The 15,891-nt window shown below is 32.8% G+C and carries 14 protein-coding genes; 5 read left to right on the top strand and 9 right to left on the bottom strand.

Annotated elements, in window-relative coordinates:
• Positions 1-67: 67 nt before the first annotated feature.
• The 3 genes from KA814_RS00625 to KA814_RS00615 are packed head-to-tail and all read right to left on the bottom strand — an operon-like array spanning position 68 to position 2,586.
• On the bottom strand, positions 68-715 hold the full coding sequence (locus KA814_RS00625) for a TetR/AcrR family transcriptional regulator (RefSeq protein WP_064209207.1): 648 nt from the start codon (positions 713-715) through the stop codon (positions 68-70).
• Positions 716-733: 18 nt separating this feature from the next.
• Complete coding sequence (locus KA814_RS00620; RefSeq protein WP_064209206.1) at positions 734-1,879, bottom strand: ABC transporter permease; 1,146 nt, start codon at positions 1,877-1,879, stop codon at positions 734-736.
• Positions 1,880-1,881: 2 nt separating this feature from the next.
• On the bottom strand, positions 1,882-2,586 hold the full coding sequence (locus KA814_RS00615; RefSeq protein WP_046206681.1) for an ABC transporter ATP-binding protein: 705 nt from the start codon (positions 2,584-2,586) through the stop codon (positions 1,882-1,884).
• Between the two features lie 171 nt (positions 2,587-2,757).
• On the opposite strand from KA814_RS00615, the gene KA814_RS00610 reads away from it, so the two are divergent.
• From KA814_RS00610 to KA814_RS00590, 5 genes are all read left to right on the top strand, one after another.
• The gene (locus KA814_RS00610) at positions 2,758-3,315 is read left to right on the top strand and encodes a TetR/AcrR family transcriptional regulator (protein ID WP_019468982.1); all 558 of its coding nucleotides are present in this window, start codon (positions 2,758-2,760) and stop codon (positions 3,313-3,315) included.
• 100 nt (positions 3,316-3,415) lie between these two features.
• A complete protein-coding gene (locus KA814_RS00605; protein WP_046206679.1) occupies positions 3,416-4,660 on the top strand; it encodes an MFS transporter in 1,245 nt (414 codons plus the stop codon).
• A gap of 221 nt (positions 4,661-4,881) precedes the next feature.
• Complete coding sequence (locus KA814_RS00600) at positions 4,882-6,162, top strand: homocysteine synthase (RefSeq protein ID WP_064209205.1); 1,281 nt, start codon at positions 4,882-4,884, stop codon at positions 6,160-6,162.
• A gap of 481 nt (positions 6,163-6,643) precedes the next feature.
• Complete coding sequence (locus KA814_RS00595; protein WP_064209204.1) at positions 6,644-7,396, top strand: threonine/serine exporter family protein; 753 nt, start codon at positions 6,644-6,646, stop codon at positions 7,394-7,396.
• Positions 7,397-7,407: 11 nt separating this feature from the next.
• A complete protein-coding gene (locus KA814_RS00590; protein WP_046206676.1) occupies positions 7,408-7,866 on the top strand; it encodes a threonine/serine exporter family protein in 459 nt (152 codons plus the stop codon).
• Positions 7,867-7,966: 100 nt separating this feature from the next.
• Here the strand turns inward: KA814_RS00590 and KA814_RS00585 are convergent, their stop codons facing one another.
• The 6 genes from KA814_RS00585 to KA814_RS00560 form a co-directional block, all read right to left on the bottom strand.
• Entirely contained in the window at positions 7,967-8,725 is a 759-nt protein-coding gene (locus KA814_RS00585; protein ID WP_348633950.1) for an ROK family protein, read from the bottom strand.
• 243 nt (positions 8,726-8,968) lie between these two features.
• Positions 8,969-9,904, bottom strand: coding sequence for a mannose-6-phosphate isomerase, class I (gene manA, locus KA814_RS00580; RefSeq protein WP_064209202.1), 936 nt, complete (start codon positions 9,902-9,904; stop codon positions 8,969-8,971).
• Between the two features lie 16 nt (positions 9,905-9,920).
• Complete coding sequence (locus KA814_RS00575; protein WP_064209201.1) at positions 9,921-11,870, bottom strand: PTS fructose transporter subunit IIABC; 1,950 nt, start codon at positions 11,868-11,870, stop codon at positions 9,921-9,923.
• Positions 11,871-11,948: 78 nt separating this feature from the next.
• The gene (locus tag KA814_RS00570; RefSeq protein WP_064209200.1) at positions 11,949-13,811 is read right to left on the bottom strand and encodes a BglG family transcription antiterminator; all 1,863 of its coding nucleotides are present in this window, start codon (positions 13,809-13,811) and stop codon (positions 11,949-11,951) included.
• 237 nt (positions 13,812-14,048) lie between these two features.
• Positions 14,049-14,981, bottom strand: coding sequence for a lactate/malate family dehydrogenase (locus tag KA814_RS00565; protein ID WP_064209199.1), 933 nt, complete (start codon positions 14,979-14,981; stop codon positions 14,049-14,051).
• Positions 14,982-15,033: 52 nt separating this feature from the next.
• Positions 15,034-15,849 (bottom strand): MetQ/NlpA family ABC transporter substrate-binding protein, encoded by an 816-nt coding sequence (locus tag KA814_RS00560; protein ID WP_064209198.1) that lies wholly within the window; start codon positions 15,847-15,849, stop codon positions 15,034-15,036.
• Positions 15,850-15,891 lie beyond the last annotated feature (42 nt).

Raw genomic sequence — 15,891 nt, 5'->3', positions numbered from 1 at the left:
AGTAGAACGGAGATGCTAACTTCCATTTCTGTTCTACTTTCTTTATTTTAAATAAGCTATTATATTGTTAGGCTTTAAACATGTAGTAAAGACTTTCTTTTGTATAAAGTAAATGTTTTTCATACGCTTCGTCACATTGATAATTCAAATCAATTAAACAACTTATATTTAAATTGATTGTTTGAGCAATTAAACTACGTACAAAAAACTCCGCTTCGACATCTCGCATTTCACCACAACGTATCATCTTATTGATTATCGGCTTTAAATGAGCAACTAAACGCTTATTAAATATTTCTAATAAAACTGATTGAAATGTTTTACTTGTCATAGCCTCATTAAAGAATATCTTTATCAGCATTCTATTTTCATAAATAAATTGAGAACGATTGTCCACAAATGTATTTATAAATATTTCCAAGTTGCTTGCACGATTCAATTCATTTAAGAATTCTTCTGCTACAGTTGGCGCTATATTATCTTTTATGATAGGCACTAAACCTGCATATAGCAATGCTTCTTTATTTTTAAACTGTTTGTATACTGTACCTTCAGCAACACCTGCCCGCTTCGCAATATCACTTGTACTTGTTTGATTATAGCCTTTTTCACTAAAGAGTACGAGGGCACTTTCAATCACTGAACGTTGCTTTTCAGTTAAATGTTCTAACTTAGGTACAATTTCTTCCACAATATCTTTAATATTTCGATTCATTTTTGATACCACCCATATTTAAACTTTTCTATAACGCTTCATACCTAAAATATTCAATATCAAGAGCACTACAAAAATACCAAATAATATACATAAATTGATATAAATATCTTGTATACCAAATCCTTTAATCATGACATCTTGCATAGCTTGCCCCGTATAGAATAGTGGCATCAAATGTGCAAAGTATTGCAACCCTATATTCATAGACGATATTGGTATTAATCCTGCAAATAGCACTTGCGGTACAATTACAAGTGGTATAAATTGGATCATTTGAAATTCTGATGATGCAAAAGTAGACAGCAGTATACCGAAAGTTAAAGCTACGAGGGCCGTTAATACCGTTGTAGCTAAGACAAGCCAAATCGAACCTGCAACAGCTATATTTAACACATATATAGCATATATAACTACTACAAAGGTTTGTATCACGCTAAAAATACCATAACCCATTATATAACCATAAATAATATGACTACGCTTAATTGGTGAAGACAACAACCGTTCCAACGTCCCTGAGGTTCTCTCTTTTAATAAACCGATGCCAGAAATTAAAAAAGTGAAGAAGAATACGAAAAATCCTATTAAAATGGGATTAATTGTATCAAAATATGTAGCATCTTTATCCCCATATAAATAATGTGTATTAACTTTTGTTGGCTTGCTGATATTTTGCTGATTATCTGTCATACTTTGACCTGAATTAGCATTATCAGGCATTTGCGATTGAACTTCCTCAAGTGCCTTTTTTAATGATTCTGTATTTTCTTTCATTTGAGTCATATTATGATTGGTTAACCATTTTTGGTTTGTAGAAGCCATGATGCCCTTATCAGTTGGATTATCATTAGCAAAAGTGACTTCTAACTCATTATTTTGCATATACATAAAACCAGTCAATTGATCTTCTTTTATTTTATCATCTATATTTTTATGGTCCTTAAAATTTTCTATCGTAATATCTTGTGACTGTAATTCATCTTTCAGTGATGCAGGAATATCATGAACGCCTACTTTCACACCATTCGAGTTATCTGAAACTGTAAATATATAATACAGTAATGTTAATATTAGCAAAGGTGCTACTAGTAATAACATTAACGTACGTATGTCTCTGATTGTTTGTTTGAAAATTCGTTTAGTAATATAAAATGCATTCATATTTAGTCCTCCATTTTCAAAAACACATCTTCAATAGATTCAGCTTGATATTGCGTTTTAATATCTTGTGGTGATCCTATTGCAATAATTTCACCATGATTCATAAGTAATAGTCTGTCACAACGTGTTGCTTCATCTAATACGTGAGTTGTGACTAGAATACTTTTCCCTTCTTTTTTGGCTGCATCCAAATCCCTCCATACCGCTTGTCTAAGTTTAGGATCAATTCCAACAGTTGGTTCATCTAGTATCAATATTTGTGGATCTTGTAGAAAACTAATAGCCAAAGACAACCTACGTTTCATGCCGCCAGAATAGGTAGATACCTTTTTATCTAATGCTTCTTGAAGTTTTACCATATCACTACAAATTTCCACGCGTTTTTTGATGTCTTTTCTTTTTTTTATATATATACTTCCAAAAAATTCTAGGTTTTCTCTCCCCGTCAAATCTGTGTAAAGTGCATCACTTTGAGCCATATATCCAATGTCACCTAAAATTTTTCTATTGGGCATTTCAACTCCATTTATCGTTACCCAACCTACATCAATACGTTCCATTCCTAACATGCATTGGATTAGCGTTGTTTTTCCAGTTCCAGACGGACCAATTAATCCAACAATTTCACCTTTTTCAAAAGCAACATTTATATCTTCTAATACTTGTTTATTACTAAAAGATTTACTTAAATTATTCACTTCAATCATTTCTACACCCCACTCCACAAATAGTGAGTATACACTCATTTTATTGTTATATTACACTTCTAAATATAAAATGTCAAAATCATAATATGTTGATATTACTTTGACATTTTGCTATTTAGCTGTTAACTTTAAATAGAACGGTCATTCTACTAAGAAGAAAGTGTGAGACGATTGTCACAAAAGCGACAAGATATATTATCAACTGCTGAAAGGTTATTTTATGAATATGGGTTTCGTGGTATCGGCTTAAAGCAAATTATACAAGAAGCCAATGTAGCTACGATGACTTTATATAATCATTTTGAATCTAAAGACAATTTAGTTGAGGCGGTGTTAAAACAACGTGAATCTAGATATTGGCATTATTTAGACACTTATGTTGAAAAACAACCACACCAACCTTTTATTTCTGCAGTCAAAGCACATTGTCAGTGGCTTAATGATCATTCTTATAAGGGTGATATGTTTATGAGGGCTATCGAAGATTATGCGAATACAGATAACGAAATTGAAAATATTGCTAGAGGACATAAACAAAAGTTGTTAAATTACTTAGAGCAATTGGCAAATAATGCTGGTATCGTCAATGGATTGGATTTGGCAATTCAATTCACACTATTACTTGAAGGAACAACCTCAATGACAGCATTACTAGGTTCAAAAAAAGCTACATCGCACGCCATAACTATGGCTGATTTACTACTTAACGAAGCACACAAAGAAATTTAATTCTTAAACGAGCATGAGCATCTTACTTTATATACTCATCTCGTATTTTTTTAAAATTAAAATAGAATGAACATTCTATCTACTAAAGGAGAAATTTATAGTGAAATTTTCTAAACTTGTATTTCCTGGTATAGCTATGATAGCAACAACCTATGGTTTAGGACGTTTTAGTTTTGGTTTGTTTTTACCTGAAGTAACCACTGATTTACATTTATCTGCATCACAATCAGGGATTATTTCCTCATTATTTTATTTATCCTATTGTTTTACAATTATCTTTTCAACATTACAAACTGATAAAATTGGCCCTAAACGTATGATTATATTAGCAGGAATCTCTGTACTAATAGGTTTATTAGGGATAGGCATTTCAACAAGCGCAATCGTTTTATCTATCGGTGTCATCTTTGCCGGTGCGAGTACTGGACTCATTTCACCTCCATATGGCTACACCATTTCTTTATGGATTAAAGTGCATGAACAAGGAAAAGCAAATACTTGGATTAATTCTGGCACAAGTATTGGCCTTATGTTTACGGGTATAACAGCCATGTTCACTTTTATAGATTGGCGACAAACTTATTTTATCTATGCGATATTGGCACTTATCGTTTTACTTTGGAACTATCTCATCATTCCATCATTAAAGCAAAATATTAAAATTCATACAGGTTCATTTAACATTCGTGATATTTCAGCTAGTACACGTATCACGACTGCTTCTATATTATTAGGTGTATCTACTGCAACCTTTTGGACATTTTCCAAATCATTTGTTCAAAATACTGGTAATTATTCTGATATTGCACTTTCACTCTTTTGGATTTTGATAGGATTATTCGGCATGATAGGTGGCATATCAGGTGCAATTATTGATAAACGCGGACTTCGTTATGCATTTAATTTAGGTGTTATAGCACTTGCCATCGCAACAATCGCCCTTGCTTTCACACCCAAAATTTGGATTATTCCCTTTGTATCTGCTGCACTATTTGGTATGAGTTATATATTCTTAACTGGCGTACTTTTAGTTTGGGGAATTAAAATATTTGTTAAAAATGCCTCTTTAGGTATAGGCATACCCTTCTTAATGTTGGCTATTGGACAAGTGATTGGATCTACTTTTGCAGGATTATTTATAGATACGTTTAATTTTATGTTTACATTTATGATATACGGTTTAATTGGTTTTATTCCCCTATTTATTTATCCTAAAGTTGAAGCTCTCGAGAGCAAATTACCAGAAGGAGATTACAGTCAGCTACAACAGCAAAACGCTGAAGTTTTAAATCATGAAAATATGGATGATACACACGATCAATATGCGCATGATCAACATTACTAATATATAAAATTGCCTAGGAAATAATGATCCTAATCGAATGAACAGATTTTGCCTATAAAGTTCCCCATGAATATTGTTACATATTAATATTCGTGGGGACATATTATTGTTATAAACATAAAATTAATCCTTACTTTCTTAGTAAGGATACTTGAAATTAAAAAAGTGCTCTTGTATAGTAATAATTATCAGAAAATTCAAATATATAGGAGGGACAATGTATGTCTCAAAATCATTGGCATTTAGATACTTTATCGATTCATGCGGGTCAAGAGGTAGACGCATTCTCAAAATCACGAGCAGTACCGATTTATCAGACCTCAAGTTACGTGTTCGATGATACAGAACACGCAAGAAAACTTTTTTCACTAGAAGAACCCGGAAACATTTACACCAGAATTATGAATCCTACACAAAACGTTTTTGAAGAACGCATTGCTGCACTTGAAGGTGGTGTCGGTGCCCTAGCCACATCTTCTGGACAAGCTGCAATTCACTTAGCTTTATTAAATATTGTTGAAAGCGGTGATGAAATTGTAGCATCTTCAAATCTTTATGGTGGTACCTACAACTTATTTAATGTCACTTTCAAAAAACTAGGTATTAAAGTACACTTTGTGGATCCAAGTAATCCCGAAAATTTCAAAGCAGCCTTAACGGATAAAACCAAAGCAGTTTATGCCGAAACAATTGGTAATCCTAGAATAGACGTCTTAGATATTGAAAAAGTTGCTCATATTGCGCATGACCACGAGATACCTTTAATTGTTGATAACACTTTCCCAACTCCGTATTTATTACGCCCATTTGAGTATGGCGCTGATATTGTGATACACTCAGCCACAAAATTTATAGGAGGCCATGGGACTTCCATTGGTGGCATCATCGTCGATAGTGGTAAATTTAATTGGGATAATGGAAAGTTCCCTGGTTTAGTCGAACCGGATCCAAGTTATCATGGTGTTTCATATGCAAATGATGTAGGCGAAGCTGCTTATATTACAAAAGCACGCGTACAATTATTACGTGATCTTGGTTCTGCTGTTTCACCGTTTAATGTACATGAATTTCTAATTGGCTTAGAAACGTTACATCTTCGTTTAGAACGACATTCAGAAAATGCACTTAAAGTCGCACAGTTTCTTGAAGAACATCCTAAAGTTTCTTGGGTGAATTACCCTGGCTTGGAAAGTAATGCATATCATAATCTTGCTAAAAAATATTTACCTAATGGCCAAGGCGCAATTTTAACCTTTGGTGTGGATGGTTCAGTTGAAGATATTGCCAAATTTGTTGAATCTTTAAATTTATTCTCACATTTAGCAAATGTAGGCGATTCAAAATCATTAGTTATTCATCCAGCTAGTACGACTCATTTACAACTTTCACCTGAAGAACAACAATCATCTGGTGTCTTACCAGAATTAGTAAGATTATCAATTGGTACTGAAAATATTGATGATATTATTTCAGATCTTGAACAAGGCTTACAAATATTATAAAAACGTCTGCATGTCTTTAAGTCATTTGATAAAAATCTAATTCATTCAAAATGATTATGACGGTCTGCAATAGAATGGCTAAAACTTGAGCGAACAAGCTTACATTAAGTCCCACTGACTCAAAACATTTGAGAAGTGGGACTTTAATTGCTAATTAAATGTTAAAGGCTGAAACAATTAACTTTTATCAGCAATATAATATCTAATTGTCTATGTAGACGTCGCATCGATAAAAATAAGACATGTTTTTATACTTGAATTTTATTGATTTAACTTTTTAAAACCTTTAAATTTCATTTTGCTGAAACGATAACGTCTAATCATTACTTAAGACACCTCGCAACGTAACCGCAGACAACCCGAAGGCTAACGTCAGCAATGCATATTGTTTATGCTTTTTACATTTAGTAAATTCTCTTTGAAATTACATAATAATATTGGGATAATAATGATAATTATTTATCAAGTCGGAGGTACGCTTTTGGATAACTACAAAGATAAAGTTACGATGAATGTGATATTACTTGCTGGTAAAATTTTATTGTCATCTGGCGCTGAGGTTTCTCGTGTTGAAGATACAATGAGACGAATCGCCATTTGTATGGGTTATTATAATAGCCAAGGATATGTCATTAATGTATTTATCAATTTTTCATTAAGTGAAGAACACGATACTCGAATTTTGCGTATTGATAAAAACAGTACTAATTTACTTAAAATATTTCAAGTCAATAATATTTCCCGTAAACTTACAGACAATCAACTTGCTATAGAAGAAGCTTTTGAAGCGCTGAAAAATATTGATAGATCCAATTTAAGTATTCCACTATGGAAAAAAGTGATTGCGGCAGGTATTATATCGTTAAGTTTTTTATACTTACAAGGCGGTACTTGGTCTGATGCAATTACTACAATTATCGCTGGTGCTATAGGATTTTTAATCGTTGAGTATATGCAAAGTAAATCACTCACCATGTTTATACCTGAATTTGTAGGTTCATTTATCTTGGGTACGACCGTTATATTTGGTTCAGAACTGTTTCAAGTCAATCAATCTTTCGGACCAGCTATGATTGCCTCCGTTATGCCAATTGTACCTGGTGTACTAATAACGACTGCGATACAAGATTTATTTAGTAGACACATGTTAATGTTTACAGCAAAATTTTTAGAAGCACTCGTCATTGCCTTCGCAATTGGCTCAGGTATTGCGATTGCTTACTTAATTTTTTAGGAGGTCACATAATGACAATTTTATTTACTTTTTTATGTAGCTTTAGCGCATCATACTTTTTTAATGTGATTTACGATGCCCCTAAAAAATTATTTTTTCCAGCTGGGTTTGCTGGCTCAATGGGCTATTTTGTCAGCTACATTTTAGAACAATCATTTGAAATGGATAGTATATATTCTAGCTTGCTTGGTAGTTTAACATTAGGTTTGCTTGCCCATATTATGAGTCGTATTTTCAAAGCGCCCGTTGTACTTTTTATGATTCCTGGCATCATTCCACTTGTCCCAGGTAGTATTGCTTTTAGAGCGACACAGCAATTGGTGACTTTAAATTTCACAGATGCAACCAATACCTTTATACGAGCGATTTTAATTGCAGGTTCAATTGCATTAGGATTATTACTTTCTGATCAACTATCTAAAACATTAAACATAAGAAAATATATTTTGATTAAGCGCAACAGACTATAAATCAACTTAAGCATTTTAGACATCAAAAAATAGCGAGCATCTGAAATTTCCATTAAATCATTTCAGATGCTCGCTATCTTTATGAATGTGCAAACTGTTTTTATTGTTCATTTACATAATAAAGACCAGTAAGCACATTTTCTGCCAAATTACTTACTTTAATATGAAATGGTTTGTTTTGAATCAAATGGTGCTTTTGCGCATACGCTTCAATGTTTGCTTTATATGGTAATGCACTTTGTGTAACACCACCACCAAGAATAATATGATATACATTAAAGATATTAAATAAATTCGTACATAGTTGTTGTGTTAGTAACACTACTTCATTCATCATACGACTGATATTTTCATTGTCATTATTCATGTAGATGTCGATTGCTTCTCTAGTACTCACCACTTTTTGTAAAATATCACTCGCTTTACGACTGATCGCTAAACCTGACAGTTCATTTTCAACACATCCAAATTGGTGACACACCGGACATTGATAATCGCTATTATTTTTTATGATAGTATGACCAATTTCTCCAAAATTACCATCAATGCCAGTAACGAGTTGACCATTTCTTATATATGCCATACCAATACCTGTGCTAATTGTTAAGTATATGACATCTTCTACATCTGAATTTAAATATTGATATTCCGCTAATATCGCTGCATCAGTATCATTTACAAAATGTGGTTGAAATGCACTTTGCGCCTTTATAAAATCACCAGCATTAAAGCCTACATATTTCTGTAAATTAGGAGGATTCAAAAACAATCCTTCAGTATAATCACAAGGTCCTGGCATCGCGATATTCAATGTACTTTGCGCTACATTATTATATTTTTTGCTGAATTCATTTGCTATATTAATAATTTTTGTAAATTCTGCTTCCGGGTGATCTACATCCGTCTCGAATTTTGACTGTCAATCACTGATAAGTCTTGGTCTATAACCCCTACAATGGTTTTCGTGCCACCTATATCTGCGCAAATTTTAAGCATATCCATACACCTCATCACTCATATTATTACTTCAATTTTGGATAAAAAGAGGTGTAGGTTAAATGAATCTGCCTTAACGCAAATCCATGCCCTCACCTCTTAAACATTATACATAACTTATAATCATTGTCATATCACCGTTAAATGCTATGTTTTTATCTTCTGTCGTTAATATAAAATGTATTCCTTTTTCTATTTTATAAACTTCATCATTCGTTTCTACATTACCATTACCCTCAACTATGGATACAAGACAATATGCGCTTGGTTTTTCATAATTTAATGCACCCTTGATCATCCAGCGTTCGACCGTGAAGAAATCATTTGAAACAAATTGCGTATATGTTTGCCCTTGTCTCACCTCGTGTTTGGGTGTTGTATTGGGCGAAGTCGCAGCAAGATTAATCACAGCTTTACTCTGCGCTAAATGTAGTTCACGTTGGTTACCTTTGTTGTCAGTGCGCTCATAATCATAGATTCTGTATGTTGTATCGGAAGATTGTTGTGTTTCTAATATTAAAATACCTTCTCCGATAGCATGTACTGTACCAGCAGGCACATAGAAAAAATCTCCCGCCTTCACTTTAACTTTATGAAATAACTTATCAAATTGTTGTTGATCTATCATATCATTCAGTTCATCTTGATTTTCAGCGTTTACACCGTAAATAATTTCAGCATCTTCTTGTGCGTCTAATATATACCAACACTCTGTTTTACCGTATTCACCCTCATACTTTTGGGCATAGTCATTATCTGGATGGACTTGTACTGATAATTTATCTTTTGCATCTAAAATTTTAGTTAGCAATGGAAATTTAACATCACCTGAAACACCAAAAAGTGCTTTATCCTCATTCCACACTTCTTCTAAAGTTTTACCTTGATGCCTTCCATTTTCTATTGTATTTGTACCATTTGGATGCGCCGAAATCGCCCAACATTCTCCTGTATAATCACTTGGAATATCATAATTAAATGTTTTTAGAGCTGTTCCACCCCATATCCGTTCTTGAAATACAGGTTTTAAAAATAATGGCATTGCATGATACCTCCATTTAAATATCTTTTAATATATTATAAATCTGCTTACTATTTGTTGCATTTATTAAATTTTGCCTAGTTTCATCATCCATCAATGTTCTTGATAATCTTTGTAATAATTTGAGATGTGTGTCACTGCTATCACTTGGTACAGTAATTAAAAATATCAATTGAGGTAACGTTCCATCTAAACTTTCCCATTTCACGCCGTGCTTATTATTCATGACTGCTACGATAGGTGCTTTAACCGCATCCGATTTTGCATGAGGAATGGCTACGTTCATTCCAATCGCTGTCGTTGATTCCATCTCTCTCTTTAAGACATCGGATTTTAATTGTGATTGATCTGTAATATACCCTTGTTCATTTAAATTTTCTATTAACTGGTCTATTGCTTCATCTCTAGATAAAGTTTGTTTTGAAATATGAATAACTTGTTCACTAAATACACTTTGTTCTTCTAATGCTTGATTATCCATCGTTGAAACACTATTTTTTTCTGTTTCTATCTCATTTTCTGATTGATCCATACCCATTTCAATATTATTCGTATCAACTGCAAGTGATGGCGTTTGTCTTCTTAAAATTAAAACCACACTCATTGTAACGATACTACCAATGATTACTGCAATAAAAAACCACAATATTTGATCAATTCCGCCTAGCACTGCAACTATTGGGCCTCCGTGTGCAACTCTGTCACCTACACCACCAATTGCAGCAATAACGGCAGCTACCATCGCACCAATCATATTAGATGGTATAATTCTAAACGGATCTTGTGCAGCAAATGGTATAGCACCTTCCGTAATACCGAACAATCCCATGGTAAATGATGCTTTGCCCATTTCAATTTCACCTTTATTAAACTTACGTTTATTGATAAATGTAGCCAATCCTAAACCAATAGGAGGTGTACATACTGCAACTGCAACCATTCCCATAACAGCATAGTTACCCTCCGCGATTAATGCTGAACCAAATAAAAATGCTACTTTGTTTACTGGTCCACCCATATCAAAAGCAATCATAGCGCCAACTATTAATGCTAAAATAATAATATTTGTCCCTTGCATACTCTTTAACCAAGTTGTTAAACCTTCAAAAATACTCGCAATTGGTGCGCCAATCAAGAAGATAAAAATTAATCCTACAAGCAATGAAGAGATGATTGGAATAATAATGATTGGCATAATAGGTGCCATCGCTTTAGGTACTTTAATATTTTTTATCCATTTTGCAATATAACCTGCGATAAATCCTGCAACAATACCACCTAAAAACCCAGCGCCTGCATCACTACCATAAAAGCTACCGTCAGCTGCGATTGCGCCTCCAATCATACCAGGTACCAAACCAGGTTTATCTGCAATACTCACTGCAATATACCCAGCCAATATTGGAACCATAAAACTAAATGCTAGAGAACCAATATTTTCAATTGATTTCCAAAAAGAATCTTCTGGTATAACTAAACCTTTTGATGAAGCCTCACCACCTAAAGTTAGAGCAATAGCCATCAATAATCCACCAACTACAATGAAAGGTACCATAAATGATACACCATTCATTAAATGTTGATAGACCATTTGCATCCCACTTTTTTGCTCTTGATCATCATCTTTTTGATTCGTATCCCCATTACGATCATGATGAATATGTCCGTCTTTATCAATGATACGTTGAATTAATTCTTTTGGTTTATGAATGCCTTCACGAACACTTTCATTTATAATTAATTTCCCATCAAAACGTGACAAATCTACTTGTCTATCGGCTGCAATGATAATGCCATCCGCTTCTTTAATTTCTTTTGATGTTAAAACATTTTCTGCCCCTACACCACCTTGAGTTTCTACTTTTATATTGACGCCCATTTCTTGAGCAGCTTGTTCTAACTTTTCTTGTGCCATATATGTATGCGCTATACCATTTGGGCACGATGTAATCGCTAATATTTTCATCATTTCATCCTCCTCACATTCAATTGTAAACGCTTTCTAATATTGATAAAAAAACATAATTGCCGTTATCAACGGCAATTATGTTTTGATGAGTTTAATCATATACTGTTTTAGATGTTGTGCATCCATAGTCATAAGTTGATCGACATCATACTCGTTTAATCCAGCTATCACATGTATGATTTTCTTCATTGCTGAGGTATCAGAATTTGCGATGGCTAAAAAGAACACTAATTTAACTTTATTTTGTTTCCATAGTAAGCCATGAGGGCATTTAAATATAATAACATGTGAACGCAACACTTTCGCAGGATCACCATGTGGCATACTAATACCATTCCCTATATATGTTGAAGCAAATTTTTCACGTTCCAATGCACTCTTCATATAACTTTCCGTAATAGCATGTTGTTTCATCAGCATTGACTGTGCGTTTTCAAAAACATGGGTTGCAGTTTCCTCATCTGTCATCGTTTGAACATCAAATTGAATTGCAGATATTTCATCCTGTTTCAACACAGGGTTTCTTTTATTATTGATAAATGATTTAATGTGATTTATATCATTATCCGAAAGCAAAGGGGATACCTCTATCACGTGTAATGTATTTGGTAAATCAGCAGTGTCAATGGGATGCGTGGTAATCAACATATCAACATTTGAAAAATTGTAATGAGACAGTCTCTCTAATTTTAAAGTATCAACAATATTTATATGACTATCTAGATTCGCAATTTTCACTTCCAACAAACTAGATATTCCTAAACCATAATAACAGGTTATCACAATGTTAACTTCGTCTTTTTTATTACGATCAATAGATGATTGAAAATGTAATGCTAAAAAAGCAATTTCATCTTCTACTAAGCTTAAATTTGAATCTTTAGCCAAGTATTTTACAGTTTCATACAATGCATTAAAAACAAAAGGATAGTATTTTTTGATTTCATCCGTTAATGGATTATTAATATATACATTTTTAGCGATACGCAAATACGCTCTGCTAAAATGTACTTGAATGTTTTCACGTAAAATATTGTCTTGGGTAAAATTGATACCAACTATTTTTTCCATTTGATGAATCATGCGCGCTACATAGCTTTCAACAAAAAAGGTTTCTATACCCAAATCATATTTATTAAAGTAATAACTAATGAAAAAAGAAAATAACTTAGCTGTATCTTTCGATAATCCATAAGCTAATTTATGGTTGATATCTTCTATACACTGCATCGCTATTTCTTCAGCCTCTTCATTTATCACCCATGAATCTTCACTTATCTTTTCCCTTTTTATAATAATGACTAAATGAATGAGTAATTGTTGAATACGCATATCAGAAGTAAAAATATAATGTTTTGCTAATCTGTTTTTAATAATATGACATATGGTTTTGATGTGCGCTTGAGGTATTTCATTAAGTATCAAACCCTCTACTGTCTTTTCATTATTAGACAATTGATTTAAATGTAATATCGCATTCCTTATATTCATTTCATTACCAGTTATGGTAACACCTTTTTTCTTAATGACCTCAACGTTAATATCAAATGATGCACACCAAGCCTTTATTCTATTTATATAATCATTAGCTTCTGCTTTCGTTACCATAAATGCTGATTCTATTTGATCAATGGTAGTGGGTTTCTGATACATTAATAATTCATATCCAATTTTCATTAACTTTTCATTTTCTTTTGTTAAATAAGAATGTATCAATGTCTCTAATTCTGTCTCATCATAATGGTCATGATTGAGTTTATATCCTTTCCCTTTAACACTTGTAATCAAGCGATTTATAATTTCACCATTAATGTATTGTATATCATTTCTCACTGTTCTATTGGAAACACTTAAATAATTAGCTATTTCATCTGCGCTTAGGTAATGATTACTGTTGTTCAACAATAACCTAATGAGTTTAGCATGTCTTATCAACATGATTGCACCGCGCTTTCTAATCGTTTAATTTTTTATTAAATTCAATATTAATATTTAAATACATTGTAGCCATACCTTCATATTAAAGCAAGCAGTCACACTATGATACTTCTGACATAATGATGAAACAAAAATATGAGTACAAAATAAAAAAGTGGCAATTTCTATATAAAATCTAGAAATCGCCATTTTTTATGCTATGTGATACTTATGTTTCTCACTCTATATTAAATGAACTTAATTTTGTGCTATATGAATTGTTTGTCTGATATATTGATATGCTTCAACGAGCTGCTGTTCTTCTTGTTCATCCAATGTGATAGGATATCTTTGTACAATACCATGCTGATCAATTAATGTCGGCAAACTATACGCCCCGTCATCTAGCCCGTATTCCTGACTGTTTGATGTTAGTGGCATAATTGTGCGTTGATTCAAAGCAATCGCTTGTATCAATGTAGTAGTCACCCTGGAAATCGCTGCATTGGTCCACCCTTTTTGATAAAAAACATCCATTGATACTTCATTGATAATTGATGTAATATGTGCTTTATCAATTACTGGTGATTGACTTAAAGCTTCATACTCTGATAGTTCCATACCATGAATGCGCACTTTGCTCCATACAGGCACTGCATACTGACCATGTTCACCAATAACAAAAGCTTCAACATTTTTAGGATCAATTTGGTAATGCTGAGCGATAATGGTTTTGAACCTTGAGCTTTCCAATGCTGTACCCGTTCCAATGATTTTATGAGTTGGATAATTGACTTGATTAGCAAAATATACCATCGAATCCACTGGGTTAGAAATTAAAATAATAATAGCTTCTTGCGTTACTTCAGCAATTTGTTTCATAACATTTTTTATAATATCATGATTATCTTGTGCCAATAGTGTACGATCACCATCGTTTTTATCCGTTTGTATACTTGCGGCAATTACTATAAAATCTGCATCAGCTAAATCTTGATATGCGCCAGCTTTAATTCGCACATGACTTGTATTAAACAATCCTTGCGAATGATTATGATCAAGCGCCTCACCGCTTGCAATTTCTTCTTTGCTATCAATTAATACAATTTCTGAAAATAAATTCAAATATTGAACGTCTGTCAATACTTGGCTGCCCACTCTACCAAGTCCGACAATTCCTAACTTAGACATGTTTAACCATACCTCCTCTGTTTGTTAAAACCTATATCATAAATTAATGTTTTTATTTTTCATAAGGTATAACATCTTCATTATATTCTTTTTTTATGAACTTTTTCATATCTTCAGATTGTAAAACTTTTAATAGAGTTTGATACTTTTCATCATCTTTATGGCCTTTTTGAACTGCAATAATGTTAGCAAATGGTGATGATTTACCTTCTATTGCAATAGCATCTTTGTGTGGCGTCAAACCATTATCTATCGCATAATTAGAATTCATGATGACAGCTGCGCCTTCTTTACTTTTATATGTTTTAGGTAAAAATTCTGCACCCTGCTTATTGTTAAATTTGAGATTCTTTTTATTTTCCACGATATCTTCAAATTTGGCATCTTCAATTTTGACACCTTTTTTAATTTTTATTAATCCTTTATCTACGAAAAATGATAAGAAACGCCCTTCTTCAGCTGGATTATTGGAAACGTAGATTGTAGAGCCTTTAGGAATGTCTTTGATGTCTTTATATTTTTTACTGTATACGCCCATTGGTGTCGTAAATACTTTTCCTACTTCCTCAATATTATAATTATGGTCATCTCTTTCAGCCTTCAAATAAGGTACATGTTGAAAGAAGTTTGCATCAACATCACCTTTGTCTAAAAGTTTATTAGGTACTTTGTAGTCATTAACAACTTTGATTTCTAAATCATACCCCTTTTTCTTCATTTCATCTTTCGCATGTTTTAAAACTTCGCCATGAGGTGCTGGTGATGTAGCAATCGTGATTTTTTTATTTTCTTTATCTTTGGACGAACCACAAGCTACGAGTATTGCAGCAAAACATACTAAAATTGTTAAACTAATCAACTTTTTCATAACATCTCTCCTTAACCTTGTCTGAAAATAAAATTCACTCAT

The sequence above is a fragment of the Staphylococcus sp. GDY8P196P genome, from assembly GCF_017891705.1.
Classification (GTDB): Bacteria; Bacillota; Bacilli; order Staphylococcales; family Staphylococcaceae; genus Staphylococcus; species Staphylococcus ureilyticus.
This window is presented reverse-complemented; position numbering and strand designations above follow the sequence as displayed.